Origin of the sequence: Pseudomonas syringae KCTC 12500 (assembly GCF_000507185.2) — a bacterium.
In the GTDB taxonomy this organism is placed as follows: Bacteria; Pseudomonadota; Gammaproteobacteria; order Pseudomonadales; family Pseudomonadaceae; genus Aquipseudomonas; species Aquipseudomonas syringae.
Window position 1 is genome coordinate 246136 of sequence record NZ_AYTM02000002.1, and the last position, 25733, is coordinate 271868.

General features: G+C 60.9%; 21 protein-coding genes and 2 pseudogenes. 17 read left to right on the top strand and 6 right to left on the bottom strand.

What is annotated here, in order from left to right:
* The first annotated feature begins 116 nt into the window (after positions 1-116).
* The 9 genes from V476_RS01595 to V476_RS01635 are packed head-to-tail and all read left to right on the top strand — an operon-like array spanning position 117 to position 11374.
* Positions 117-896 (top strand): polysaccharide biosynthesis/export family protein, encoded by a 780-nt coding sequence (locus V476_RS01595; RefSeq protein WP_024960527.1) that lies wholly within the window; start codon positions 117-119, stop codon positions 894-896.
* A 17-nt stretch (positions 897-913) separates the two neighbouring features.
* The gene (locus V476_RS01600; RefSeq protein ID WP_024960528.1) at positions 914-2905 is read left to right on the top strand and encodes a GumC family protein; all 1992 of its coding nucleotides are present in this window, start codon (positions 914-916) and stop codon (positions 2903-2905) included.
* Positions 2905-4083 carry a glycosyltransferase gene (locus V476_RS01605; protein ID WP_016568507.1) on the top strand — a complete coding sequence of 393 codons (1179 nt, stop codon included), beginning with the start codon at positions 2905-2907 and terminating at the stop codon, positions 4081-4083. The genes V476_RS01600 and V476_RS01605 overlap by 1 nt, the downstream gene beginning before the upstream one ends.
* Before the next feature lies 1 nt (position 4084).
* Complete coding sequence (locus V476_RS01610) at positions 4085-5398, top strand: cellulase family glycosylhydrolase (protein WP_024960529.1); 1314 nt, start codon at positions 4085-4087, stop codon at positions 5396-5398.
* Between the two features lie 3 nt (positions 5399-5401).
* Positions 5402-6619: a glycosyltransferase family 4 protein gene (locus V476_RS01615; protein ID WP_024960530.1), complete on the top strand. Its 1218-nt coding sequence runs from the start codon at positions 5402-5404 to the stop codon at positions 6617-6619.
* The gene (locus tag V476_RS01620; protein ID WP_024664516.1) at positions 6610-7710 is read left to right on the top strand and encodes a glycosyltransferase family 4 protein; all 1101 of its coding nucleotides are present in this window, start codon (positions 6610-6612) and stop codon (positions 7708-7710) included. The genes V476_RS01615 and V476_RS01620 overlap by 10 nt, the downstream gene beginning before the upstream one ends.
* Entirely contained in the window at positions 7710-9125 is a 1416-nt protein-coding gene (locus V476_RS01625; RefSeq protein WP_003427162.1) for an O-antigen ligase family protein, read from the top strand. Before V476_RS01620 ends, V476_RS01625 begins: the two co-directional genes overlap by 1 nt.
* Positions 9122-9943 carry an acyltransferase gene (locus tag V476_RS01630; protein WP_024960531.1) on the top strand — a complete coding sequence of 274 codons (822 nt, stop codon included), beginning with the start codon at positions 9122-9124 and terminating at the stop codon, positions 9941-9943. The genes V476_RS01625 and V476_RS01630 overlap by 4 nt, the downstream gene beginning before the upstream one ends.
* A 15-nt stretch (positions 9944-9958) precedes the next feature.
* Positions 9959-11374 (top strand): lipid II flippase MurJ, encoded by a 1416-nt coding sequence (locus V476_RS01635; protein WP_024960532.1) that lies wholly within the window; start codon positions 9959-9961, stop codon positions 11372-11374.
* Here V476_RS01635 and V476_RS01640 read toward each other — a convergent pair.
* Positions 11308-12261: a LysR family transcriptional regulator gene (locus V476_RS01640; RefSeq protein ID WP_024664520.1), complete on the bottom strand. Its 954-nt coding sequence runs from the start codon at positions 12259-12261 to the stop codon at positions 11308-11310. The genes V476_RS01635 and V476_RS01640 overlap by 67 nt on opposite strands.
* Positions 12262-12389: 128 nt before the next feature.
* Here V476_RS01640 and V476_RS01645 point away from each other — a divergent pair, with 128 nt between their 5' ends.
* The 6 genes and pseudogenes from V476_RS01645 to V476_RS28535 all read left to right on the top strand — a co-directional run bounded on the left by V476_RS01645 (position 12390) and on the right by V476_RS28535 (position 17868).
* On the top strand, positions 12390-13550 hold the full coding sequence (locus V476_RS01645; RefSeq protein WP_024960533.1) for a TDT family transporter: 1161 nt from the start codon (positions 12390-12392) through the stop codon (positions 13548-13550).
* Positions 13551-13615: 65 nt separating this feature from the next.
* Positions 13616-14548: a hypothetical protein gene (locus V476_RS01650; RefSeq protein ID WP_024960534.1), complete on the top strand. Its 933-nt coding sequence runs from the start codon at positions 13616-13618 to the stop codon at positions 14546-14548.
* Between the two features lie 81 nt (positions 14549-14629).
* Positions 14630-14975: pseudogene (locus tag V476_RS01655) on the top strand (DUF7693 family protein).
* A gap of 554 nt (positions 14976-15529) precedes the next feature.
* On the top strand, positions 15530-16747 hold the full coding sequence (locus tag V476_RS01660; protein ID WP_024960535.1) for an aldose 1-epimerase family protein: 1218 nt from the start codon (positions 15530-15532) through the stop codon (positions 16745-16747).
* Between the two features lie 167 nt (positions 16748-16914).
* The gene (locus V476_RS01665; protein ID WP_024960536.1) at positions 16915-17592 is read left to right on the top strand and encodes a type 1 glutamine amidotransferase domain-containing protein; all 678 of its coding nucleotides are present in this window, start codon (positions 16915-16917) and stop codon (positions 17590-17592) included.
* Positions 17593-17718: 126 nt separating this feature from the next.
* The gene (locus V476_RS28535) at positions 17719-17868 is read left to right on the top strand and encodes a hypothetical protein (protein ID WP_002554136.1); all 150 of its coding nucleotides are present in this window, start codon (positions 17719-17721) and stop codon (positions 17866-17868) included.
* A 7-nt stretch (positions 17869-17875) separates the two neighbouring features.
* Here V476_RS28535 and V476_RS01675 read toward each other — a convergent pair whose 3' ends face one another.
* The 3 genes and pseudogenes from V476_RS01675 to V476_RS01685 all read right to left on the bottom strand — a co-directional run bounded on the left by V476_RS01675 (position 17876) and on the right by V476_RS01685 (position 21315).
* Complete coding sequence (locus V476_RS01675) at positions 17876-18811, bottom strand: LysR family transcriptional regulator (RefSeq protein ID WP_016568518.1); 936 nt, start codon at positions 18809-18811, stop codon at positions 17876-17878.
* A gap of 68 nt (positions 18812-18879) precedes the next feature.
* Positions 18880-20106, bottom strand: a complete 1227-nt coding sequence (locus V476_RS01680; RefSeq protein WP_024960537.1) for a cyanate transporter — start codon at positions 20104-20106, stop codon at positions 18880-18882.
* Positions 20107-20219: 113 nt separating this feature from the next.
* Positions 20220-21315, bottom strand: a pseudogene (locus tag V476_RS01685) (MBL fold metallo-hydrolase).
* 194 nt (positions 21316-21509) lie between these two features.
* Between V476_RS01685 and V476_RS01690 the strand changes: the two are divergent.
* Entirely contained in the window at positions 21510-22124 is a 615-nt protein-coding gene (locus tag V476_RS01690; RefSeq protein WP_024960538.1) for a TetR/AcrR family transcriptional regulator, read from the top strand.
* 20 nt (positions 22125-22144) lie between these two features.
* Here V476_RS01690 and fahA read toward each other — a convergent pair whose 3' ends face one another.
* Together fahA and hmgA are read right to left on the bottom strand one after the other, a co-directional pair.
* Positions 22145-23440 (bottom strand): fumarylacetoacetase, encoded by a 1296-nt coding sequence (fahA, locus tag V476_RS01695; protein WP_024960539.1) that lies wholly within the window; start codon positions 23438-23440, stop codon positions 22145-22147.
* The gene (gene hmgA, locus V476_RS01700) at positions 23440-24744 is read right to left on the bottom strand and encodes a homogentisate 1,2-dioxygenase (protein ID WP_024960540.1); all 1305 of its coding nucleotides are present in this window, start codon (positions 24742-24744) and stop codon (positions 23440-23442) included. Before hmgA ends, fahA begins: the two co-directional genes overlap by 1 nt.
* Before the next feature lie 140 nt (positions 24745-24884).
* Between hmgA and V476_RS01705 the strand changes: the two genes are divergently transcribed.
* Positions 24885-25676: an IclR family transcriptional regulator gene (locus V476_RS01705; protein ID WP_024960541.1), complete on the top strand. Its 792-nt coding sequence runs from the start codon at positions 24885-24887 to the stop codon at positions 25674-25676.
* The last annotated feature ends 57 nt before the right edge of the window (positions 25677-25733 follow it).

A 25733-nucleotide genomic window follows, 5' to 3' on the forward strand; every position in this document is an offset into this window, starting at 1 on the left:
CGTCGCTTGATTCAAGCGCCACGCAATCGACTGCACCCGGAACAGGTATGACCCGCCTACATGAATTTATTACCCGCGAGGGAGCCGTATTTGTGCATGACAGGAGCTCAGGAACAATGAAAAGCATGATGCTGATCGCCAGCTTATTGCTGTTGAGTGCGTGCAATACCCCTTCCAGGGTGGGCCTGCCCGATGACCGTGCGCAAATCGAGGCCGGCCAGGCTGCGGGCCGTGCACTGGCTGGCAAGCCACTGCCGCCGGAGCGAATCCGCCCCGGCGACACGCTGCGCATCGTGCGCAACAGTGGCGAGGCACCGTCGATTTCGGCGTTTACCGCCAACTCCATCTATGAACTGACCCTGTTTCAGGTGCTCAACGACGGCACCTTTTCCTACCCTTACATCGGCACGGTGAAAGCCGCGGGCCTGACCCTCCAGCAGCTTAACGACCTGCTGGAAAGCAAACTGCAGACCGTTTACCGCGAGACCGCGCTGACGATCAACATTTCCCAGTCGCCGGGCAACACGGTGTTTGTCGGTGGCGCAGTGCGCAACTCGGTCACCTTGCCGGTCAACGTCGCCACCAACCTAGACCAGGCCATCGTCGGCGCGGGCGGCGTGGCGCTCGATGCCGATGCCGGTCAGGTCGCGCTTCTGCGTCAGGAAGAAAACGGGCTCTACAAGACCTACTTCTTCGATTACAGCAAGTTCCTCTGGGCGGGCGGCGTCGATGGCCCTACCGCACCGGTCCTGTTGAAACGCGGCGATATCGTGTTCGTTCCCAAATCATCGGTCGGCAACAAGGTTGACGGCGTGTCCCTGTATTTCAACCAGTTGATCCCCTTCGCGAAGTCGATCGGCCTGGGCCTGAACTACGAGCTGCGCAATAACAATTAATTGTCAGGGAAACAGACATGATCAACATCCGCTCATTCCGCGACTTGCTGCGCCTGCTCTTCATCTTCCAGCGCGAAGTCAGGATTACCGTACTGGCGACGTTCGTCATCATTCTTCTGGGCGCGTTTCTGCTCCCCAACCGCTATGAGTCCACCGCCCTGCTGCTGGTCAAGCCCGGCCGCGACAGCAGCACGGTGCCTATCGAGTTGTCCGACCGACAGGCCATCGTGATACCGAGCGGCCTGCGCGATCCGCTGCTCGACGAGGAGCGCATGCTAAGCGGGCGGCCGATCATGCGTGCCGTTTCCGAGAAATACCTCGCCGAGCTGTCCATGGTGCCGCCTGAAACGGGCGCTCTGGCCTCGGTGAAGAACGGCATCAAGACCGTCGTCGGGGCGCTCGTCAACGGCGTGCGCAGCGTTCTGCAATTCATCGGGCTGGTGGAACACCGCTCCCAGGCCGAGCGCCTGGCGGAGGATCTGGAGAAAAACTTCAAGGTCAGCCATGAGCCTGGCTCGTCGGTGATGGAACTGAGGTTTACCTGGAGCGACCCGGAAGTCGCGCAGACCGTGCTCAAGACCTGGATCGCCGAGTACCAGACGCAGCGCACCAAGACGCTGGGCCGGGTCAGCCTGTACGCGTTCTACGAAGCGGAAGTGAAGGCGACCGGTGCGAACATCATCGAGTACAAGAAGCAGATCCAGAACTACCTGAACCAGTTGAGCGCGGTAAGTATTTCCCAGCGTCTGGCGGACACCTCGCAGGCGCTCAACGATCTGCGCACCGAGCGCAACAACACCACCCGCTCGATTGCCTCGACCAAGGCAGGTCTGGACCTGCTGAAAAAACAACTGGCAGAGCAGCCCAAGACCGTCTCGGCAGGCCGCGAACTGGCCCTCAACCCCAATCGCCAGGACTTGCAGAACCGCATCAACGGCAAGGAAGTGGAACGCCAGGAGATGCTCCGCTCGTTCAAGGACGAGGCGCCGCCGATTCGTGCGATCAATGAGGAAGTCAGTAACCTCAAAAAGCTGCTCAAGGAACAGGACGCCACCGTACAGCGCTCCGAAAGCATCACGCCCAACCCGATCTACAACCGCATGCAGAACGTGTACGCCGACCAGCAGACCAGCTACGCACGCCTGCAAACCCAGTTCATCCAGCAGAACGAGCAAATCGCGCAGCTGGAACGTGACCGCCAGCAGGCACTGAATCTGGAGCCGGAGCTGTCACGCCTGCAGAACGAGCTGGATGCGGCAGAAAAAAGCTATGCGCTGTACAAAAACAGCCTGGAAAAATCGCGTATCGACCGTGAACTGGACAACAGTCAGATCAGTAATATCGCGACCATCGAGGAGGCGACCTTCAACCCCAGCCGGGTATTCCCGAAAAGCCTGATGATGCTGTTTCTGGCGTTCCCGCTGAGCGTCGTGGTCGGTGCCGTGGCGCTGTACTCCTTCTACTTGCTGGACCAGCGCATTCATGACGGCGACAAGATCGAGAGCAGCTTCGGTGTTCCGGTCTGGACCAGCCTTCCCGACCTGGAACGTGCCCAGGAACGCAGTGCAGCCCTTACCTCGAACCTGCATCGGGTGTACGGCATTCTGCCGCTGGATCAGGTAGAAGAACGCGGTTTGACCATTGGCTTTACGTCGGTGAAGTACGGGGCCGGCGTGTCGTTCGTGATCGCGCGTTTGAGCACGCTGTTGATCGAACAGGGCCATCGGGTGCGTACCGAAGGCCGCAGTCCGGCCATTCCGGGCGAAATTGTGCTGATCAACGCTTCGGCACTGTCAGCGAATCAGGACGCCTTCGTGCTGTTGCGCAAGGCTGACCTGATCGTGCTGGTGGTTCGCGCCCAGGACACCACCGTGCCGATGCTGGAAGACACGTTGAACAACCTCAACACCGCGTTCAAGAAAGTCGACGGCATCATCATCAACCGTCGGCGCTTCGAAGTGCCTGAAAAAGTCTTGAGTTTTCTCAAGCGAATCGGGAGCAGAGGCTGATGCGAATAGCTTTGCTGGCGCCGCTGCCACCCGAGCAGAATGGCATCGCCGATTACGCCGGACATCTGCGCAACGCGCTTGAAGGCCTGGGTCTGCAGGTCACTACACCGCTGCAGGGCGTCGGCAACGATCCCCGTGCCGCAGAGCAGCGGGTGGCCGAAACTGACTGGAGCGGCATCGATCTGGTCCACGCTGAACTGGGCGGTGGGCGACTGGCAGAGTTTCAAGCGCTGCGCGCACTGCGTCGGCGTTTCCCCAAGCTGCCGTTGACCGCGACCGTACACGATCCCGAGCGGCTGGTCTGGCGGCGCGAAAAACTGCCCTGGCCGTTGTCGATGGTCAGCGGCATGCGCTCGCCGCTGCCGGAAATCGCCACGGTACTGGCCGACCCGCTGTGCCTGCATGAAGAACGGCAGCTAGCGCGGCACATGACCCGCCTGGTGACCCTGACCCAGGCGGGCAGCCAGAGCCTGCGCCAGCGCATGGGGCTGACAGCGGCGCAGATGGCGGTCATCAATCACGGCAACCTCGACATCGCCCCCGCGCCGTTGCCGCCATTGAATCCCCTGCGCCTGTTGTATTTCGGTTTCATTTATCGCGGCAAGGGTATCGAGGACCTGCTCGATGCGCTGTCCAGTGTATTCACTGCCCAGCCTGCGCTGCGCTCGACCGTGCGCCTGACCCTGGCCGGCGGCAGCGAGCCGGAAATGGCCTTCGGCCCTTCCGGCAGTTATCTGGAACAACTGCGACTGCGCATCCGCCAACTGGGCCTTGTCGATCTGATCGACTGGCAACTGGACCTGCCTGCCGAACAGATCCCGCAGGTTATCCAGGCCCACCACGTCATGGTCCTGCCTTATCGCGAGTCGAGCAAACTGAAGATTCTTGGCAAGCTGCGCGGCACCAGTGGCGCGCTGTCGTGGGCAGTGGCCTGTGGCAGAGGCGTCATTACCTCGGATGCACGCTCGTTTGCCGAAGAAGTCTCACATGGTAACGGCATGATCTACCCGCAAGGCGACGTCGACGGGCTGACGCAAGCCCTGGCCCGCGCCTGCGCAACACCGGAACTGGTCAGGCAATGGGCCGATAACGCTGCGCAGATGGGCAAGGCCAGGGTCTGGAGCCATACCGCAGAACATTTTCAGAATGTATTTCGCCAGGCTTGCCAGGAGAAGTGACATGCAGCGTCCATGCAGATTCGGGCAACTCGTCACCAGCGCACTGCTCGGCGCAGCGCTGAGCTGTGCCGCGCAAGCGTCAACGGTCCTCAAGGCTCCCCGCGAGGTAGTATGGGCAGACTTTCTGGGCGTCAACGTGCAGTTTCAGTACTTCGCGCCTGACATCTATCAACAGCAGATGAGCCGTCTGGATGAACTGGGCCTGAACTGGGTGCGGCTGACCATTCACTGGCCAGTAATCGAGCCGCAAAAGGATCGTTACGCCCTGACCGAGCTGGACGCCGCCATGGCCGCGATCAAGGCGCATAATTACAACACCTTGGCGTACCTGGTCGGGTCAGCGCCCTTCGCCAGCAGCGCGCCGGCCGGGGCAAAGGCCCGCGATCAATATCCGCCAACCGATTTCAACGTGTTCGCCGCACGCATGACCGCCCTGGCCCAGCGCTATCCTCAGGTCAACAACTGGCAGGTCTGGAACGAGCCGAACATCGTCTGGCTGCCCAAAGAGGACCCGGCTGCCTATAGCCGTTTGCTGACCACCACTGCCAACGCAATACGCGCCGCCCTGCCGGACAAGACGATCGTCACTGCGGGCATGGCTTACTACAGCCAGATGCACAGCACCTCCGGCTACATGCTGCAGACCCTGCTCGATAATGGCCTGGGCCAGCAGAATATCGTCGCGGCCTATCACCCCTACTCCGAGTACCCGGAAGGCGATTCCACACCGGATCGCGATTTTCTGGTGCGCGCCAATGCCATGAACCAGTTGTTGCACAGCAACGGCGTCAAGCAGGTGTGGGCCACTGAATGGGGCTGGTCGAGCTATGCAGGCCCGGTGGAGATGCAGCACCTGATTGGCACCTCCGGCCAGGCTGACTATACCCTGCGACGTCTGGCGCTGATGAGCGCCATGGATTTCCAGCGCATCTTCCTGTTCAACCTCAGCGATCTGGACGAGCGCGCCTCGGCCCGCGATCAGGGCTACGGACTGCTTGACCTGCAAGCCAGTCCCAAACCGGTCTACACCGCGCTGCAGAACTTTCTGAAAATCACCGGCCCGCGCCTGCTACCCGCCGAACCCCCAGCTGTAAGCAGCGTCCCGGACGACCTTTATGCCGTTCCGTGGACGCGTGCAGATGGCACGCATCTGCTGATGTTCTGGAGTGCGGCGGGCACGTCGCTGAATTTCCCGGCTATCACCGACGCTGTAGTTCACGATCCATTGACCGGTAGCCGCACCCCGCTGTCCGGCAGCCAGGGCGTCACCCTGCTGCTGAAGCCGACTCTGCAAATTCTGGAATGGAAGCCCTGAGCCATGCGAATCCTGTGGACGCTCCCCTACCTGCCCTGGCCCACCACCAGTGGCGGCAAGACCCGGGAATACCATTTGCTGCGCAACCTGGCAGCGCGTGGCCATCGCATCACGCTGCTGGTGCAGTCCAAGAACCCGCTGGACGACGACGCTCGTGCGGCACTGGAGCCGTGGCTGGAACGCCTGATCGTGATTGATCGCCGCCCTCTGCTCAGCCTGCGTACCCTGCTGGCCGTGGCGTTTGCCGCGCCACCGATGCTGGCCAGCGTGAACGGCTACGCGCCGCAACTGGAAAAGGTCTTCGAACAGTTGCTGGAGGAGGACTGGGACATTATCCAGTTGCAGCACACTTATGCCTTTCAGCCCTTCGAGCGCGCGCTCAAGCGCTCCGGCAAGCCCTTCGTGCTGACCGAGCACAATGTCGAATCGGACCTCGGTGCCGCCAGCTACGACCGTCTGCCTCGCTGGGCCAATGCCTTCGCGGTCTATGACCGCTGGCGCTACCGGCGCTGGGAAACCCGCGTGTTTCGCCAGACCGGCGAGTTGATCGCGGTCACCGAGGACGATGCCAAGGCGCTTTCGCGTCTGAGCGGCAGGGCCACGTCCTATGTCGTAAACAGTGTCGACTGCGATTATTACGCCAGCGTCCATGCGGACCGCCAAAGCCATCGCCTGCTGTTCATCGGCAACTATGAATACGGCCCGAATGTCGACGCCATCGAATGGGCGCTGGACGAAATCATGCCAAAGGTATGGGCCCTGGCACCTCATGTGCGTTTTGCCATCGGCGGCTTCGGTATGCCCCCGGCCTGGCGCGAGCGCTGGCCTGACCCGCGCATTGACTGGCTGGGTTTTGTGCCTGACCTGCGTGCCTTGCAGGCCACTGCCTCGATGTTCTTCGCGCCGCTGCGCCAGGGTGGCGGCTCAAAGCTCAAGACCCTGGAAGCCATGGCCGCTGGCCTGCCGGTAGTGACCACCGCGCAGGGGGTTTCCGGGCTGGTGGTGCGGCATGGCGAACATTACCTGGGCAGTGAGGATGCCTCCGGGCTGGCGGCACTGATCGCTGAATACACCGACAAACCACTGCAGCTCGAGCAGATTGGCGAAGCCGGCCGCGTTTATGTTCGCGCCCGGCATGACTGGTCCGTTTCGGCCGCTCAGCTGGAAGTGATTTACACCCGTTTTTCGTTCTCCAAGCAAGGATTGCGCTCATGCGTATAGGACTCGACTACCGCGCCGCAGCCGGCTACCCCACCAGCGGCATCGGACGCCAGAACCTGGCACTGGAACAGGCGTTTCGTGAACATCCGGACGTGCAATTGCAGCTGTTCGGCGTGGCCCCCTACGATCATCCGGTACGCCGCCTGATGCATGCCCCGCGCTGGGCCGCCCCATTGAATTCGGTGCATCGGCTGCCCGATCGCTTGCGCTTCGAAGGCCAGTTCCTGCCTGCAGCCCTGCGCGATGCCGGTATTCAGATCTACGTGGCCAATATCAACATGGGCCTGCCGCTTGGGCGCAAACCGGCCGGTATGCGCTACGTGCTGCAATTGCACGATCTGTTTCAGCTCACGCAGCACAACAGTCACGGCTCGCAACTGAAAGCCAGGCTCTACCGGATGACCGACTACCTGTCGATTGCCTGGTCGCTGAAGGTTGCCGACCAGATCTGGGTGCCTTCGCAATTCACGGCAAATGAAGCTGCTCGGATGTTCCCCAGGATCAAGGCCAAGCTGCGCGTCATACCGCTGCTGGTGGAGGCGTTCAAGGGTGAGCCGGCCGACATCGCGCAACTGCGCCTGCCGCTGCGTTACTGGCTGTGCGTGGGCACGCGCGAACCGCGCAAGAACATCAAATGGTTCGTGGATGCCTGGCAGACCGCGCGCATGCAATTCGTCGATACCCCGGAGCTGGTACTGGTCGGTGGCGATGATCCGCTGACCGAGGCCCAGCGCCAGTTACCGGGTCTGCATGTGCTCAGCGGCCTGAGCGACGCCGAACTGCACGCCGTCTACAAAAATGCCGAACGGCTCTGGCAACCCTCCAAAAGCGAAGGTTTCGGGCTGCCGGTGATTGAAGCACTGAACACCGGCACACCGGTTGCGGTGGCCACTGGCTCGTCGCTGGACGAAGTCGCCCCGCCCGACAGCCCGCGCTTTTCGCCAGTCGACAGCGGTAATCTGATCAGGTTGATGGGCTCACTTTCTCAGGCGCCCGAAGAGGATCCGGCGATTGCCAAAGACTGGACGCAGCGCTACCAGTTGGAAGCCTTTAGCGAACGCGTGCACGCGGCGCTGGAGGAATTGCGCTGATGCCAATGGCCTTACCCCTGGGGCTGCTGTTCAGCCTGCTGTTCGGCGTGATGATCTGGATGTTGCCCGCGCCCTTCGTGGTGGCGGCAGCAATCGGTATCGTGGCGGTTGCCACGATCATGCGTCGGCCGGTACGCGGGCTGCTGCTGTTCTGCCTGATCGGAACTTTCCTGCCCTACTCGACGGTTCAAATCGGCATTCGCACCACGGTGTCCGAAGCGCTGATCATGCTGACCTGGGCCAGCTACCTGCTGCATGCAGTCTTCCAGGAGCGCCAGCGTGTGCCCCATATGCTGCGACCCGAACGGCTGCTGGTGGCATTGATGCTGTTCAGCGCGTTTCCTTTTCTGGTCGGGCAGTTGACGGTTGTCGCCGAGGGCAACGGACCGATCAACTGGATACGCTGGTTGTTCAACCTGTCGATCCTGTTTCTGGTGCCACGCCTGCTGACCGACCTCAAGACGCTGGAAAATGCAGTCATCGCGCTGCTGGGCGGGACGCTGTTATTGCTGCTGCTCTCGATCGGAGTCTATGTCACCAAAGGCTCGGCCACTGCAATTATTCCGATCCTCGGCAGCCTGGGCTACAGCGGTGCCGACATCCTGAGCCAGAGCCTGCTTTCGCTCGCCAGCCGCATGGGCTCACCGTGGATGCACCCCAACGTGGCCGGGGGTGCGCTGGCGATGCTGCTGCCGCTAGCCTTCTGCTTCGGCATGACGCGCAGCGGCGCGGCTCGCAAGCTGGGCCTGACGGTGGCCGCACTGGGCGCGGTCGGCCTGTTGCTGACCGGATCACGCGGTGCGCTATTGAGCCTGATCGCGATGATGCTGCTGATGGCCCGGCGACGCATCCCGCACTTGGGGCGGCTGCTGATGGGTGGATTGGTGGCCGGCATTGTTCTGCTTATGTTCTACCCGCCTCTGCAAGACCGCCTGATGGGGCTGTTCAGCGATGACGACGCCAGTACCGCGATTCGCTTTCTGGAATACAGCCATTTCCCCGATGCAGTTGCCACCTTCCCGTTCGGCATCGGTTTCAAGACCGACCCGCCGGTACTGGGCTACACAGAGTTTGGCATTTCCAACCTGTGGCTGAACTACATCTACAAGATCGGCATACCCGGCATGCTGCTGTTCATCGCCATCACCGTCAGTTGGTGGAAGGAAGTGCGCCCCGGAAGCGGCCGGATCGTGCTGACTCGCGACAACGGCATTGCGCTGGGCTGCACCACCGGTGTGCTGGCAGCGCTGTTCAGCGGCCTGTTCGACCATTACTTCAGTTTCACCAGTGTGCTGGTCGCATTTTTCTGGCTATTTGTCGGCATCAGCCTGTACGAAACCAGACGCCTGCGCGCCAGCGCCTACACAACACCCAGACATCTTGAAGCCTCACACGAGCCGGGAGCCTCCTCATGAAACACCGCATGATGCATTCTCATAATCTCAGGGAGGCACTGCCCGATTACGCGCGCAAGATGGCGGTGCCGCTCGACGAGCTGGAAGCCGCCTACCAGTGGATGCTGGACAACGAAGTGTGCTTTGAAACGCGGATCAAGGATCGTACCCTGTCGTTCATCTGCTACCTCAATATCGAGCCAAGAATCGAACACCCGCTGGCGCGACGCTTCTACAAGCTGCTGGCCATCGAAACCAAAGGCCCCCTTATTCCACTGTACGGGATCAATTGGCCGACCCTGCGCGACCGCATGTTGCGGACCTGGGAGCAGGCGTACAACATCCTGATCTGCAAGATCCCCAGCCACACCCTGCGCCTGCTGTGGCTGCGCATCGGCGGCGCAAAGATCGGCAAGGGCTCGACGGTCTGGCGCAATACCGAGGTGCTGGGCGTCGACAGCCTGCGCATCGGCAATGACAGCACGGTGGGCTGGCACTGCCAGCTGGACGCACGCGGCGGCCTGGTGATCGGCGATCACGTCACCATCGCTTCACATGTGCTGATCATCGCTGGCGGGCACGATCTCAATGAGCCTGAATTCTGGGCAGTAGGCGGGCCGGTGTTCATCGGCGACTACGCCTGGGTCTGCAGCCGCGCGCTGCTTTCGTTCGGTGCCGACATCGGCGAAGGTGCAGTGGTGGGCGGTAACAGCGTGGTCTCCAAACCGGTTCCGCCCTACGCCATCGTCAGTGGCCCGAACGCGGAAATCAAGGGCGAGCGCGCTCGCGGCCTCAACTACAAGGTGGGCGGCAAAGGCCTGTTCACCTTGTTTCACTGATCAGAAGCGCAGGCGATGCTGGGTTCGACACTTTGGCTGACACTGGCCACCCTTACCGGGCTGGCTGCCGGATTTGCCCGCGAATGGCTATTGGTGGCGGCCTGGGGTGCCGGAGGCCAGAGCGACGCGTTTCTGGTTTCGATGTTCCTGCCCGAGGCGCTGCGCATGTCACTGGCGGCGGGCCTGCTCAGCGCCGCTGCCCTGCCCCTTTATCAGCAGCGCAGCGTTGAACGGCAACAGCGCTGGCTGGGAGGCATGGCACCGCGTCTGTTACTGACCGGGCTGGCAGTGAGTGTCATTCTGCTGTTGAGCGCCGGGGGGCTGGTGCGCCTGATCGGTCCGGGGCTGGACGCCGACGGCTACGCGCAGGCTGCCAGCGGCCTGCGCTGGCTGGCTTGGTGCGCACCGGGTTTCATGCTGCATGCGCTGTTTTGCGTACCGCTGCAGGCTCGCTCGCGCTTCGTGCTCGCCGGGCTCGGCTCGCTGCTGTTCAACCTGCCGCCGGTCATCTACCTCGCCACGTTAAGCCATGCCTCGACGTCGACCGGGCTGGCCGGCGCGTGCGTGCTGGGTAGCGTGCTGATGCCGGGTGTGTTGTTGCCAGCCCTGTATCGCTCGGGCTGGCGGCCTTGGCAGTGGCAATCAGAAGCCGGCGCAATGCGTGAGCTGTTGCAGCGCATCGGTCCGCTGCTGAGCAGCAACCTGGCCAGCCAGGGGCTTGCCCTGCTGGAGCGCATGGTGGCTTCGCTGCTCGGCGAAGGCGCGGTGACCTGGGTCAACCTGGCGCGCAAATTGATCAACCTGCCGCTGATTGCCTTGATGAGCCTGAATCAGGTGTTACTCGGCCTGATGAGCGGCAGTGCCGGCGATCAGCGCCTGTCGCTGCTGAAACGCGGGCTGGGCAGCGCGACATTGCTGACTCTGCCGGCGGTGGCCGGGCTGATCGGCGCGGCCGGGGCGCTGGTAACACTGTTGCTGCCCAATCAGACCCAGGGCGGGCCGCTACCGGAATTGCTGGCCTGGTTTGCCGTGCCGCTGATGTTCGGTGCCTGGAATGCCTTGCTGGCGCGCTATGCCTACGCCGCCGGTGACACACGCCTGCCGCTCAATTGCGAACTAGTCGGCAGTCTGTGCAATGCGCTGCTGCTCGGCGCACTGCCCTTCGCTTTCGGCCTGACCGGCATTGCCCTTGCCGCGCTGGGCGGCGCGCTGGTCACCGGCGTGCTGCTGATGCGCCGCCAGTCTTTGCTGAATGTCTTGCCGTGGCGCAGCCACTGGTTGCTGGCCAGCCTGCTGATGGCTATCGCCGCCCTGTTGCTGCATCCGTTGCACGACACCTGGCTGCAACTGGGCCTGAGCTGTGTTTATGGCGCGCTACTGCTGGTCGGGTTGGCGTTGTGGCTCAAGCCGTGGCGTAACGTGTCAGCCTGATCGGCGGCCTGACGGCAGGCTTCCCTGAAGCGCTCCAGGCTCGGCGAGATGAACTTGTCGCGGTGCCTGATCATGAAGAACCGGCGATTGAGCGGCGGCAGCGGGCTGGCGAGCGTGCGCAACTGCCCGCTGGCCAGCAGGTCGGCGACCACACGGCGGGACAGGCAACTGATGCCAATGCCTTGCGCGAGGGTGCGCATGATCGCTTCCGAGCTGCCTACCTGACGCATGTCCTGCAGGTCATGCAAATGCCTGAGCAGCAAGTGTTCGACCTCTTCGCGCGTTCCCGAACCCTGCTCACGCAGCAACCACTCCGCGCTCTGCAGTTCGCCCAGCGACACGTGTTCTTGCCCGGCCAGCGGATGGACGCAGCCGGCGACGATGAGCATTTCATCGACCAGCCATGGCTCGGCGATCAGCTCAGGCAGATGACAGGGAGCCTCGATGAGACCCATGTCGATTTCAAACTGCGCGACCTTGCGAGCAATCAGCGCGCTGTTGCCGATGTCCACATCGATTCGCAACTGAGGCGTCGAGCCGCGCAGTGCCCCGACGATCTGCGGCACAACGTAATTGCCGATGGTGCTGCTACTGCCAATGCGCAGGCGAGCATTCAACGCCGCGTCGGGCAACAGAAAGCTGTCCTCGATCTGCTGGGCGTTTTCCAGCATCTTCATGGCACGGGGCAGCAGTGCCTGCCCGCTGTCATTGAGCAGCAGACGCTTGCCTACCCGGTCGAACAAACGCGTACCCAGCGCGCTTTCCAGCTCGTTCAATGCCGCGCTGGTGGCTGACTGGGACAGCGCCAGAGCGCTACCTGCGCTGGTGGTGCTGCCACAGCGGGTGATCGCGCAAAAAATCTGTAATTGCCGCAGGTTGATTCTCAAGGCCGTTTTTCTCGCCGGGTAGACCTACCTGAAAAACAGGTAACGATGAGAGAGATTACCCATTTAGAAGATTGACTGTCGATCCGTAGACTGATGGCACGTCCCGAAATCACCAGCAGGAGACTGCCATGAGCAGACTCGCAATCCTCATCAAGGGCAACGCCCCCTTCGCAGCACTGACCAGTCCGCGGGAGGCGATTCGGCAATTCACCCCCAACTGGTTCGCCGTGACCATGGGCACCGGTATTCTGTCGCTGGCGCTGGCTCAACTGCCGGGTAGCCCTGCTCCGCTGCGCGCACTGGGCGAAGCGTTGTGGTTCCTGAACATCGCCCTGTTCACGCTGTTCAGCGTGATGTACGCCAGCCGCTGGTTGCTGTTTTTCGATGAAGCGCGTCAGGTCTTCGGGCACTCCACCGTATCGATGTTCTTCGGCACCATCCCCATGGGCCTGGCGACCATCATCAACGGCCTGCTGGTGTTCGGGCCGGCGCGCTGGGGCAGCGCCATTGTCCCGGTTGCCGAGGCCTTGTGGTGGCTGGACGTGGCGATGGCCCTGGCGTGTGGGGTGCTGATCCCTTTCATGATGTTCACCCGTCAGGAGCACAGCATCGAGAAGATGACCGCTGTCTGGTTGTTACCGGTGGTCGCGGCAGAAGTTGCAGCGGCCTGCGGGGGATCGCTGACAACGCATCTTGCGGGTGCTGACTCGCAGTTCACGGTGCTGATCACCAGCTACGTACTGTGGGCCTATTCGGTGCCCGTGGCGTTGAGCATTCTGGTGATTCTGCTGTTGCGCCTGGCGCTGCATAAACTGCCCCACGAAAGCATGGCCGCCTCCAGCTGGCTGGCACTCGGTCCCATCGGTACGGGCGCACTGGGCATGCTGGTGATGGGCAGCGACGCCCCGGCCGTCTTCGCCGCCCACGGCCTTGCATCCATCGGTACAGTGGCAGCAGGCATCGGTGTGCTGGTCGGTATGCTGTTCTGGGGGCTGGGTCTGTGGTGGATGGCGCTGGCCGTGCTGATTACAGCGCGCTACGTGAAACAGGGTATCGGCTTCAACCTGGGCTGGTGGGCGTTCACCTTTCCACTCGGCGTGTACGCAGTGGCGACGCTCAAACTCGGCGCCACCCTGCATCTGGGCTTCTTCGATGTCTTTGGCACGTGGCTCGTGGCGCTGCTGGCGCTGATGTGGTCGGTCGTGTCGATACGCACTCTGGCCGGCGCCTACCGGGGTTACCTGTTCGTCTCGCCCTGCATCGCAGCACAAGGGTGCATCCGTCGGTAAGTTTCCTTGAACTTACCTCGGCGGCGAGGCGCCTGAGAGGAATATCTTCATGACAGAGAGCCTCCATGCCCAACTCAGCATTTTCCGCCAGCCACTTTTCCGGCAACCACGCCGCTCGCGATGAAAACATCGTCATCAACTCCCACACCACCGTGCTGCGCAAGACGGGCGTTCCCCATGAGCTGTTCGCGACCTACTGGCGCGACGTTCATGGCCCGCTGTGCGCCAGGCTCGAAGGCCTGGGCTGGTATGTTCAGCATCACCTGACGCGGGAAAAGGACGGCCACCTGTGGCCAGTCATCGAAGGCGTTACGGCCTTGCCTGGCTACGTACTGGATGGTGGCGTGGAGATCGGCTTTCTGTCCGCCGAAGCGCAGAAACAATTCAAGGATGCCAGCGCCCTGCTGTTCTCCGACGAGCAGAACATGTTCGAGGAAACCATCGCCTACGACGTACCGGATGGCTCCAGCACGCTGGTGGATCGCCTGCCTGACCCGATCCCCAACGAAACCGCCACACTGGACAAGATGCATCTGCACTTTCATCTCGCCAGCGCTGACCTGCCTGCAGCGCGAAAAGCCATTGAGCAGCTGGCCCATGACATGGCAGGTTCCGATGCCGTGCTGAAACTGCGCCTGCACCTCGCACAACCTTACGATAACGCCAAACCTGCACCGCCTGCGCCGGATGTTAATCATGAGGTCGAAGCGTCGCGCCTGAACATCGTCATGATGGAGTTGGTGTTCGAATCGGCCTGGACGCGCCGGACCTACTATGCCAGTGAGCAGTTCAAGACGATCACTCAAGGCATCAGCAAGCATGTTCGCTACATCACGCCGTTCGGTGTCAGCGGTGTCTACACCTACGTACGCGATGCGCTGATGACCACTGCTGGTGTGCGTGGCAGCAGGCAGGCAGAGCTGATTCGTCAATTGGGTGCGATCAACCAGACCCGGCCCGAGATCGAAAGCCTGTTTGGTGCGCCGTCGACGTTTTAATATATCTGCCCCGCATGTCTGCTTTAACCGGCACGATTCGGAATCGTGCTTTACTCAGCAAAATGGAATTGGGTGATGCCTGTGAAAGCTTTGACGACTCGTGAGGTGTATCAGCAACTGCGGGATGCTGCGATGGGTACACGGTCGCTGAAGTTTACCGGCACACCCTCCGGCTTCGGGCTGCAACAGGTGGACATCGACGGCTGGCTACTGACGCTGGAAGTCACCGAGGGCAGCCCGACCCGCTGTCGGGCGTGCCGCTGTCCGCTGGGTCGGGAAGGCTCGTTCGAAAGCTGGCTGCGCACTGATCCGGTGAGTTTGCTCAGTGGCTGGGAGCATGCGCAGATCGAGCGGTTGCTGGGTGAGGCGGCAGCCGGGCAGCTTGGGCTCGATCAGGTTCCGGGGGCAGTCACCTGACTCTCAATGAGCGGTGCTTTAACTGCCTGGTTATGTTTGACCGAGGCACCTCTCGCTCCTCATCGTCCGTACTCATCGTTATACACAAGTCTGCTTTTGATTCTGGCCGAAGGCCGTGGGAGCGAACTTGTTCGCGAAGGGGGCTGTATAATCGCCGAAAATACATCGACTGAAACACCGTCTTCGCGAACAAGCGAAGCGTCACCCGGCTCACTTCCACGCCCTTCGGGCAGAAGCCTGTAAGTCCTTTATTCCGGGCATTCTAGAACTTGTATATAACGCTGAGCGCTGCGCGTGGGAATGCAGTTCGTGACGCTCTGCGTCACACAGCGGTTCTGCGATTTCAGGTGGACTGGGGTTTCGACTCAGGCCTCCTTTTCGACCATCAGCGAGTGATTTTGATGAGGCTAAAGTAACCTCACACTCTGTGCCGTCAGTGCCATTGTGGTTGAAAAGTGCTTTGCCTGGACTAAGCCCATTGCTGAATCGTTTAACTCGGCGTTAAATGGCTACTCAGACGATGTGCAACACCATAATTCCAATAATTACAGAAGGACCACCACCATGAAATCCCTTCCTATGCTCGTAGGCCTCGGTGCTCTTACAGCCGCTTCCAGTGTGTTTGCCTGGGATTACGTGCTGCTCGACACCGACAAGGCTGCGCAGAATCAGCAGATCACCAGTCAGCAACTGGGCGTCAAGACCGACAAGCCGTTCACTGTCACGATGCGTACGCTGCATGGCGGTCGTCAGGAGGGCGTGAGCATCATCGATATCGACAATGGCACGATGAAGCTGTCAGTCGTCCCGACCCGTGGCATGAATGTGCTGCAGGCGTCAGTCGGCGATGTGCGCATGGGCTGGGATTCGCCGGTCAAGGACGTGGTCAATCCGGCCTTCATCGAGCTCAATGGCCGCGGCGGCCTGGGCTGGCTGGAAGGTTTCAACGAGTTGGTGGCTCGCTGCGGCTACGAGTGGGTGGGCCATCCGGGGATGGACAACGGCGAGTTGCTGACCCTGCACGGCCGTGCCGCCAACATTCCGGCGAGCAAGGTGACACTGCAGATCGACGAAAAACCGCCGTACGCAATCCGCCTCAAGGGCGAATTGAAGGAGCAGGCGTTCAAGAAGGTCGACTTCTCGGTGCAGACCGAACTGGTCACCGAGCCAGGCAGCACAAGCTTTTCGCTCAACGATACACTGACCAACAATGGCGACTATCCGAAGGAATACCAGGCGCTGTACCACAGCAACTTCAGCACGCCGTTCCTTGAGCAAGGGGCGCGTTTCGAAGCGCCCGTCAAGCAGGTTTCGCCGTTCAACGACAAAGCCAAGGGTGATCTCGGCGACTGGCAGACCTACCGCGCGCCGACGCCGGATTACGACGAGACGGTCTACAACATCGTGCCCTACGGTGATGCCAAGGGTGACACGCTGACCGTGCTGCACAACAAGGCTGGCAGCCTGGGCGTGTCGGTCGGTTTCAATACCAAGCAGTTGCCGGTGTTCTCGCTGTGGAAAAACACCGACACCAAAGGCCAGGGCTACGTCACCGGGCTGGAACCGGGGACCAGCTTCTCCTATAACCGCCGATTCCAGCGCCCACTGAATCTGGTACCAACCATTGCCCCGAAAGAGCAACGTCAGTTCCAGATCAGTTACAGCCTGCTGGCTGACAAAGGCGCGGTCGACAAAGCCCTTGGACAGGTCAAGCACATTCAGGACGGTCGCGAGACCGAAGTGCGCAAAGAGCCGTTAGTGGACCTGACCAAAGAGCAATGATCATCATCTGACGTTTCTCCAACGCAGCGGTGAAACAGGGCCGGATGTCGACGCAAGCCATTACGTCGATATCCGGCCCTGCTCGTTCCGGTGGTGAAAAAATTCTCACAACACTTGAGGTTTTCGCCTGTCTACACCCTCTCAACCCCTCGAAGACGAGCACGCACATGAAAATCCTGATGGTTTTGACATCCCATGACCAACTGGGCGACACCGGCAAGAAAACCGGTTTCTGGCTCGAAGAGTTCGTTGCGCCGTATTACGCGTTCAAAGAGGCCGGTGCCGACATTACGCTGGTTTCTCCGAAAGGCGGTCAACCACCGCTGGACCCGAAAAGCGATGAGCCCGACGCTCAGACCGAAGACACCAAGCGCTTCTCCAAAGATGCTGATGCACAGAAAGCCCTCGCTAACACCGGCCTTCTGTCTGGCGTCAATGCTGCCGATTTCGATGCCGTGCTCTATCCGGGCGGTCACGGCCCGCTGTGGGACCTGGCTGAAGACAAGCACTCCATCGCGCTGATCGAGGCCTTTGCCAAGGCAGACAAGCCACACGGGATGGTCTGTCATGCACCTGGCGTATTGCGTCACGTAAAAGCGCCGGACGGCCAGCCGCTGGTCAAGGGCCGCCGCGTCACAGGCTTCACCAACAGTGAAGAAGAAGCGGTCGGCCTGACCAAGGTCGTGCCTTTTCTGGTCGAAGACACGCTCAAACAACTGGGCGGTGACTATTCCAAGGGCGACGACTGGGGCGTCTACGTGCTGACCGACGGCAAACTGGTGACCGGCCAGAACCCGGCCAGCTCGGCGCAGGCCGCCAAAGACCTGATCACTCTGCTGAGCTGATCGATCTGCGCGGTTCGGCGTCCGACGCTATCAGCATCGGGCAACGGACCGCGCGTCATTTAAATCGAATCTTGCACCCGCCACACTGACCAATAACCACACCCCCCGACAATAAGGAATACGGTCATGGCTGATGAATCCAAACGCGAAGACCTCGATCACAAGCCTGAAAACGCCGGCAAAGTGGGCGAGAAAAACAAACAGCTCAATCAGCAGGGTGAACAGGCCCGACCCGCCACCTCGCCCGACCCGCAGAAAGACAAGTCCGGCAACTGATACCGCGTCAGAGCAAGCCGCGTTCGGCACACACCTTCACGACTTGTTCACGCAGCCAGCCACTGGCTTCGTCTCGATCCGCCTGGGCGCTCCATAGCATGTCCAGACTGAAGCCAGGCAGGTCAGGCGGCAGTTCGAATACGGAAATCCACAGTTCATTACCCAGCAGCGTTTGAATACGGCGTGGCAGCACCAGCATGAAATCCGTGCCTTCCAGCAACTGCAAGGCTGCGCGGTAGCTATTGGCCCGTGCGACGATATTGCGCTCAAGCCCCTGCCGCTGCAGCCAGCCATCCACCATGTTGGTATCGGACGTCCACGGCGTCGGGTAGACATGGCGGTGCTGGATAAAGGTTTGCAGGTCGATCAGGGCGCTGAGCGGCGCGAACCTGGAGTCCATGACGCACACCAGATCATCCTCCATCAACACCTGCGAAATCAGGCTGTCCGGGACTCGGTGAAAACCAGGCCCGAAGCACAGGGCAAGGTCAAACAGGCCATCGTTCAATTGCTCGGCAGGCAACTGCTTTTCAAGCTTTTGCACATTGACCGTCACCGAGCAACCGGCGGCAGCGAAGTCACGCAGCAGATGCGGCAATACCAGCAGCTCGAAATACTCAGGGGCACAGACCGTGAAGGTGGTCTGTGCACGAGTCGGGTCGAACAGGTCGAGGCCGTTATGGCACAGATTGACCGAGCGGAGAATCTGCTGCACATGGTCGTGCATGGCCAGCGCCTTGCGGGTCGGACGCATGCCGTTGCGGGTGCAGATGAACAGATCGTCCTCGAAGTTCGCACGCAGCTTTTTCAGGCAGTAACTGACCGTCGACTGGCTGACATGCAACGCTTCCGCGACCAGGGTCAGGTTGCGCTGCTCATACACCGAGACAAAGACCATCAGGTCCTGCATGTCCAGCTTTCTCAGGGCATTACTGTTAAGCATCAAGGTATCTCGCTGGCGCTGTGACCGGGCGGTCAGGTCAACGCGCACAAGATAGCATCAAAATGCAATCATGCCGCCTCCCTGCCAGTGATGACAGGTTCGTCGAGTGCGTTGCGCAGATGATCAGCATAACGTCGGGGGTCGAGTCGCACCACCATCAACAGCATGATCGCGACCAACGCCATCAGTGCCCACCACGCCCCCTCAAAACTGCCCGTCAGGTCACGAATGACGCCGGCAAGCAGCGGCGACAGGCTGGCGATCAGATAACCCACGCCCTGCACGAATGCCGTCAGGCCACCCGCCTGCTGTGGATCATCGAAATGATCCATGGACACGATCAGGCTCAGCGGAAAAAGACCGCCAATCCCCAACCCCAGCAGGCATGTCCACAGCAGGCCCAGCTGTTGCGGCATCAGAATCAGCCCGGCAAAGCCAGTCGTCATCAACGTCAGCAGTACAACCAGCGCCACGCGCTTATCGCGACTGCGGTTGGCCAGCGCCGGAGCCAGCAGACCCGATACGACCTCCATCAGGGTCAGAAAGCCCAGCAGCAGCCCTGCACTCTGCTCACTCCAGCCATTCTCCAGATAATACGGCGCCAGCCAGGCCAACACGCAGGTATAGGACGCCGTGCCAAGGCCGAAGAAAATTCCCAGCATCCAGGCCCTGGGCGTGTGGAAGAAAGTCTGCCGCAGACCTGCAGCGGTTGACGCGTCGGAGCGCAATACGTGCCGCTGGGCCCACCAGAAATACAATGCCAGCAAAGCCATTAGTGACCAGACCGCCAGGCCGACGCGCCAACTGCCGCTGCTACTCATCACCAGAGGGCTGAATGAGGCGGCCAGCGCGGCACCACCCATAATCGCGGTCACATAAAATCCCATGCACAAGGACACGTTGGCCTTGAAACGCGATTTGATCAACGCAGGCATCAGCGCCTGAATCAAGGCGATACCCAGCCCCGCCAGCACAGCGCTGAGGATCAGTTCGGCAGCAGAATCGAGAAACAGACGCGCCACGGTTGCCAAACCGATTAATGCCAGTGAAAGCATGATGCTGCGATACGACCCCAGGTAACGAGCGATGCCCATGCCGAAAAACATTGCCAGTCCCATGGCCATGACCGGCAGCATGGTCAGCAACGACGCCGTTCCGAAACCGAGCGGAACGTCCAGCCGAATCGCCACCAGCAATGGACCGACCGCAGCCATCGACGGGCGCAGGTTCAGCGCCACCAACAGGACACTGATCATCAACCCCATATTCTGAACCGCCGAACCACGCATCTGCATACCGTCACCATCGCTATTGATGGTCACGATTAGGCCGGGCGCGTGCTCGAGTGACAAATCAAAATCTGGGCCATGCTATTTAAAAATCAGTTCACCGTTGCCAAAGATGGTTTTCAGGCGTTCTGGCGACGGCAACTACAGGATTCTGCGGCCTCCGGCTGGGCGGCTTCAGCTTCAGACTCAACCACCTCAACCACCTCATCCACGGCCAACCACCAGGTCAGACCGCGACACGGGTACTGCACATAGAACGGCTGGCCCATCATCGGCGTAGTGATCGAGACATTCTGCTCCCAGGCCAGAGCCAGAATGCGATCGAACGGCTCGTGCCAGGCATGCATCGACAGGTCGAAGGTGCCATTGTGGATCGGCAGCAACCAGCGACCGCGCAGGTCCAGGTGCGCCTGCAGCGTCTGCTCGGGCTGCATGTGCACATCGGGCCACTCGACGTTGTAGGCGCCGGTTTCCATCAGGGTCAGGTCAAACGGTCCGTATTGCTCGCCGATGGTTTTAAAGCCATCGAAGTAACCGCTGTCGCCACTGAAGAAGATCCGCTGATCGCCATCGATCATCACCCAGGACGCCCACAAGGTGCGGTTGCTGTCGAGCAGCGTGCGCCCGGAGAAATGCTGTGAGGGTGTGGCGACGAACTCGATTCCCGCCACCTCGGTGGACTGCCACCAGTCCAGTTGATGCACCTTGTGCGCAGGCACGCCCCACTCGATCAACGTATCGCCCACGCCAAGCGGTGCCAGAAAATGCTCGGTCTTTTCGGTCAGCGCCTTGATGGCCATGCGATCGAGGTGGTCGTAATGGTTGTGCGAAAGGATCACCGCTGTGATCGGTGGCAATTCTTCGAGGCTGATCGGCGGCTGATGAAAGCGCTGCGGGCCCGCCCACTGCACGGGCGAGGCACGCTCGGTCGGTCAGCCAGAACTGGTCGCGCAGTTTGAGCAGAACGGTCGAGTGCCCCAGGCGGTACACCGTATTGTTCGGTGCAGCCAGCAATTGCTGACGCGACAGCGGCTGTACCGGAATGTCGCCTGCCGGGCGTGTGTCCTTGGGCTTGTTGAACGCCTGATCCCAGAAAATACCGAGCGTGCGCAGCAGACTCGATGGCTTCATGGTGGCGTGATTGCGGTATCGCCCTTCGTGACGGGACAAGACAGGCAGTGAAGAAGAGTCCTTTTTCTGATGCGTCGAGGCCATGGTTCGCTGACTCCTGAGGGCAGGTTGAGGCTCCAGCCGTGCATACTTCGTACGTGATCCTGTTGCAGGATGTCCGAGGGAAAATATGTAACAGTGTTTTACACTACACGGTGTAGTTTTAAGCTTGCATGATCCTTGGCGACAAGTAAACTGCTGAGTGTAATTTTCTCTAAACGCACGTTTGAAGCGAACCTATGACCGAACCCATGCGCCTCACCGATCAGAAACGCGAATCCATCGTCCAGGCGGCTATCGCCGAATTCGGCGATCGTGGCTTCGAGATCACCAGCATGGACCGGATCGCCGCGCGGGCCGAGGTTTCCAAACGTACGGTCTATAACCACTTCCCCAGCAAGGAAGAACTGTTCGCCGAGATGCTGCAGCGCCTCTGGAGCTGCGCCCCGCCGCAGGCCGAAGTGGTTTTTCATCCGCAGATCGGCTTGCGCGAGCAGTTGCGGGAATTGCTCTGGGGCAAGATGCGCAACCTGACCAACAGTCACTTCCTCGACCTGGCCCGCGTGGTGGTTGGCGCGACCATTCACTCGCCCGAGCGGGCGCAGGTGTGGATGGCGCGGATCAATGAACGAGAAGAAACCTTCAGTGCCTGGATTCGCGCCGCGCAGAAGGACGGCCGTCTGAAACCAGTCGACCCGGCCTTTGCCGCGACGCAAATGCATGCGCTGCTGAAGTCGTTCGCGTTCTGGCCGCAGGTGACCTTCAGTGCGGCATTGCTTACCCCCGAGGAGCAGCACACGGTGGTCGAATCGACCCTGAACATGTTTCTCGGCTGGTACGAAATAGCCCGCTGAAGCAGCCGGACACGTTATTTTCAGTCGAGCACAACGCCCCGGCACTCGCCGAAGCCAATCGAGACGTGCCCTTCGCGATGACAACGGGCACGCAGAATCACCTCGTCGCCCCGCTGCAGGAACATTCGCGTTTCGCCATTGGGCAAGTTCACCGGTTGCTTGCCGCCTGCGGTCATCTCCAGCAGGCTGCCGTACTGACCTTCCTGGGGGCCGGACAACGTACCGGTGCCGAGCAGGTCTCCCGATTGCAACTTGCAGCCGTTGACGCTGTGATGCGCAACCATCTGCGCCACTGTCCAGTACATGTTCAGCGCGTTGCTCAGACCTAACCGATGAGGCGCCAGCCCGTCGGCTTTCATCTGTGCAGTCAGCAGCAGCACTTCCAGCTCGATATCCAGCGCCCCGCGCTGCTGATCGTGGTCATCCAGCAGATACGCCAACGGTTGCGGATCGCCTTCCGGACGCGGCGGTTGCGCGCGACGAAACGGCTCAAGTGCTTCGGCGGTTACCACCCAGGGCGAGATCGTCGTGGCAAAGCTCTTGGACAGAAACGGTCCCAATGGTTGGTATTCCCATGCCTGTATGTCACGCGCCGACCAGTCGTTGAGCAGGCACAACCCGGCGATGTGTTCGGCAGCCTGATCGATCCCGATGGCCTCGCCCTGGGCATTCCCCGGCCCGATCCAGACCCCCAACTCCAGCTCGTAATCGAGGCGTTTGCAGGGACCGAAAACGGGAACCTCCTGGCCTGGCACCAGGGTTTGCCCGTTGGGCCGCCGCACCGTCGTACCGGAGGGACACAAGGTCGACGCTCTGCCGTGATAGCCGATAGGCACGTATTTGTAGTTGGGCAGCAGTGGGTTGTCCGGGCGGAACAGCTTGCCGACATTCAGTGCATGATGAATACCGACGTAAAAGTCCGAGTAATCACCCACCCGAGCCGGCATGTGCAACGTGCACTCGCTCATCGGCAGCAACAAACCGCCAACAGCCTGCAGCCTGTTGCGCTGCGGGCTGTCTTCATCGAGCAACTGCAACAAGGCGGCGCGCAACGCCCGTCGGGCAGCGGCACCCAGCGCAAGAAAATCATTGAGCTGGTCGCGGCTGGCAATTTCAGCTACTTCGGCGGCCTGCCCCTGAAACACCCCGGACTCTGTTGCCACGCGCAGATCGAAAATCCTGTCGCCGATGGCCACCCCACCACGCGGAGCGGTCTGGCCATGGCTGAACACGCCAATCGGCAGGTTCTGCAAGGGGAAATCGGCATGCCCGTTGGCAGATTCGACCCAGCTGCGACGATTGAGCGCGGTAGTCATCAGCGTGGCTCCCTGGTGAACGTTCTGGCCATGTCCTTCCAGCAGGCATCGTAATCGGCTTGCAGTTGCGGGCAGTCGAGCGCGTGACGACTGGGGCGCAACACCTTGCCGGTCTCGAACATGAAGGCCATGGTGTTGTCGATCCTGTGCGGTTTCAGCTCGGCGGCAATGGCCTTTTCGGCGGTGACATTATCGGGGCCATGCGCACTCATGCAATTGTGCAGCGAAGCGCCACCCGGCATGAAGCCTTCGGCTTTGGCATCGTACGCGCCGTCGATCAGGCCCATGAATTCATTCATCAGGTTGCGGTGGAACCACGGCGGGCGGAAGGTGTTTTCCGCCACCATCCAGCGCGGCGGAAAAATCACGAAATCGATATTGGCCTGGCCGTGAATAGCCCCCGGTGAGGTCAGCACGGTGAAAATCGACGGGTCCGGGTGATCGTAGCTGACCGTACCGAGGGTGTTGAAACGCCGCAGGTCGTATTTGTACGGAACGTTGTTGCCGTGCCAGCCCACCACGTCGAACGGTGAATGCTCCAGTTGCGCCGACCACAGTTCGCCGAGGAACTTCTGCACCAGTTGTATTGGCTGGCGACTGTCTTCGAACCAGGCGACCGGGGTCAGAAAATCACGTGAATTAGCCAGCCCGTTGCTGCCGATCGGGCCCAGTTCCGGGAGGCGCAAGGCGCAACCGTGATTCTCGCAGAGGTACCCACGAGCGCTGCTGTCGAGCAGTTGGACGCAGAACTTCAAACCTCGCGGCAAGACAGCGATTTCCAGAGGTTCGATGTCCAGCAAGCCCAGTTCGGTGACGATTCTGAGTCGGCCCTGCTGCGGCACCACCAGCCATTCTCCATCCGCACTAAAGAACGCTCGCTGCATGGAGGTGTTGGCGGTGTACAGGTAAACGCTGACACCCTCGGCCTGCTCCGCCGCCGAGGTGCTGGCGAGGGGGATGAGACCGTCGATGAAATCAGTCGGTGCCGCCGGGATGTCGAAGGCATTCCAGCGCAACCGATTGGGGTTGATCGGCCCCTGCTCCTGACCGGCGATCTGCCGATCCATGCGCTGATAACGCGGATGGGCTGCCGATGGCTTGATCCGATACAGCCAGGTACGTCGGGCTTCACTGCGCGCGACCGTAAAAGCGGTGCCCGAGAACTGCTCGGCATACAGACCCAGCGGATGCTTCTGCGGCGAATTCTGGCCAACGGGCAGCGCACCGGGCAGCGCCTCGCTGCTGAACTGGTTGCCGAAGCCCGACTGATAAACCAATGCGTCGGAACTGGAGTGGATAGCCATCTGGACCTCTTGTTGTCATGGGGTCGGGCAGAGACAGGACGAAACATTATTTTACGTAAAGCGATTACGCATAACGTAATTTGAGTTTGCCAGCCGGTCAAGCTATAAAGCTGCCTTTCCCGATCGGCGCACAACACCCCATGACCCAGCAAACCGAAAGCCCCGCAGGCGGACGTCCGCAAAAGGTCCAGGCCGCCGAAGTCGGGCTGGGCGTGCTCAAGGCGCTCGCTGAACTCTCCCCTGCCACGTCCCTGTCGAGACTGGCCGAACACCTGGGCATGCCCGCCAGCAAGGTCCATCGTTATCTGCAGGCGCTGATTGCCAGTGGCTTTGCCGAACAGGATGCTGTCAACAATCACTATGGGCTGGGGCGCGAGGCGTTGCAGGTCGGGCTGGCCTCGCTCGGCAAGCTGGATGTCCTCAAGGTGTCGGCCCCCTGGCTGGCCAGCTTGCGCGACGAGTTGAATCAGACCTGCTTTCTGGCGGTATGGGGCAACAAGGGGCCGACCGTGGTGTACGTCGAGCCCTCGATGGGTGCGGTGACGCTGGTCACGCAGATCGGTTCGGTGCTGCCGCTGCTTGGCTCGTCCACCGGCCTGGTGTTCGACAGTTTTCTGAACGGGCGCGAAACCGCTGCGCTTCGCGAGCAGGAAGTGCCGTTGCTGAGCGCCAGCCAGTTGCGTGAGGTCGAGCAGCATGTCGAGCAGATTCGCACCACTGGCGTGCACCAGATTCAGGGCTTGCTGATGCCGGGTATCAACGCCGCCTCGTCACCGCTATTCGCCATGGGTAACAAGCTGGTGGGCGTGATCACGGTCGTCGGACCGGGATCGGTGTTGAACAACGAGACGCAGAGTCTGGCGGCCAGAAGGCTTTTGCAAACGGCGGTGACAATCAGCGAGCGCATGGGCGGCAGCCGTCCGTCAGACTGACATTGCGCCTGCGGCGACGTACGTTGGTTTGCCGAACATATTGATAGCAACCCTGTG

Bases quoted from the DNA above. Each gene is read 5' to 3' on its own strand.
- hmgA (WP_024960540.1), bottom strand. From the start codon at position 24,744: ATGGCTATCCACTCCAGTTCCGACGCATTGGTTTATCAGTCGGGCTTC.
- V476_RS01645 (WP_024960533.1), top strand. From the start codon at position 12,390: ATGAGCAGACTCGCAATCCTCATCAAGGGCAACGCCCCCTTCGCAGCA.
- V476_RS01625 (WP_003427162.1), top strand. From the start codon at position 7,710: ATGCCAATGGCCTTACCCCTGGGGCTGCTGTTCAGCCTGCTGTTCGGC.
- V476_RS01615 (WP_024960530.1), top strand. From the start codon at position 5,402: ATGCGAATCCTGTGGACGCTCCCCTACCTGCCCTGGCCCACCACCAGT.
- V476_RS01680 (WP_024960537.1), bottom strand. From the start codon at position 20,106: ATGCAGATGCGTGGTTCGGCGGTTCAGAATATGGGGTTGATGATCAGT.
- V476_RS28535 (WP_002554136.1), top strand. From the start codon at position 17,719: ATGGCTGATGAATCCAAACGCGAAGACCTCGATCACAAGCCTGAAAAC.
- V476_RS01690 (WP_024960538.1), top strand. From the start codon at position 21,510: ATGACCGAACCCATGCGCCTCACCGATCAGAAACGCGAATCCATCGTC.
- V476_RS01620 (WP_024664516.1), top strand. From the start codon at position 6,610: ATGCGTATAGGACTCGACTACCGCGCCGCAGCCGGCTACCCCACCAGC.
- V476_RS01595 (WP_024960527.1), top strand. From the start codon at position 117: ATGAAAAGCATGATGCTGATCGCCAGCTTATTGCTGTTGAGTGCGTGC.
- V476_RS01600 (WP_024960528.1), top strand. From the start codon at position 914: ATGATCAACATCCGCTCATTCCGCGACTTGCTGCGCCTGCTCTTCATC.
- V476_RS01675 (WP_016568518.1), bottom strand. From the start codon at position 18,811: ATGCTTAACAGTAATGCCCTGAGAAAGCTGGACATGCAGGACCTGATG.
- V476_RS01650 (WP_024960534.1), top strand. From the start codon at position 13,616: ATGCCCAACTCAGCATTTTCCGCCAGCCACTTTTCCGGCAACCACGCC.
- fahA (WP_024960539.1), bottom strand. From the start codon at position 23,440: ATGACTACCGCGCTCAATCGTCGCAGCTGGGTCGAATCTGCCAACGGG.
- V476_RS01665 (WP_024960536.1), top strand. From the start codon at position 16,915: ATGAAAATCCTGATGGTTTTGACATCCCATGACCAACTGGGCGACACC.
- V476_RS01610 (WP_024960529.1), top strand. From the start codon at position 4,085: ATGCAGCGTCCATGCAGATTCGGGCAACTCGTCACCAGCGCACTGCTC.
- V476_RS01605 (WP_016568507.1), top strand. From the start codon at position 2,905: ATGCGAATAGCTTTGCTGGCGCCGCTGCCACCCGAGCAGAATGGCATC.
- V476_RS01705 (WP_024960541.1), top strand. From the start codon at position 24,885: ATGACCCAGCAAACCGAAAGCCCCGCAGGCGGACGTCCGCAAAAGGTC.
- V476_RS01630 (WP_024960531.1), top strand. From the start codon at position 9,122: ATGAAACACCGCATGATGCATTCTCATAATCTCAGGGAGGCACTGCCC.
- V476_RS01660 (WP_024960535.1), top strand. From the start codon at position 15,530: ATGAAATCCCTTCCTATGCTCGTAGGCCTCGGTGCTCTTACAGCCGCT.
- V476_RS01635 (WP_024960532.1), top strand. From the start codon at position 9,959: ATGCTGGGTTCGACACTTTGGCTGACACTGGCCACCCTTACCGGGCTG.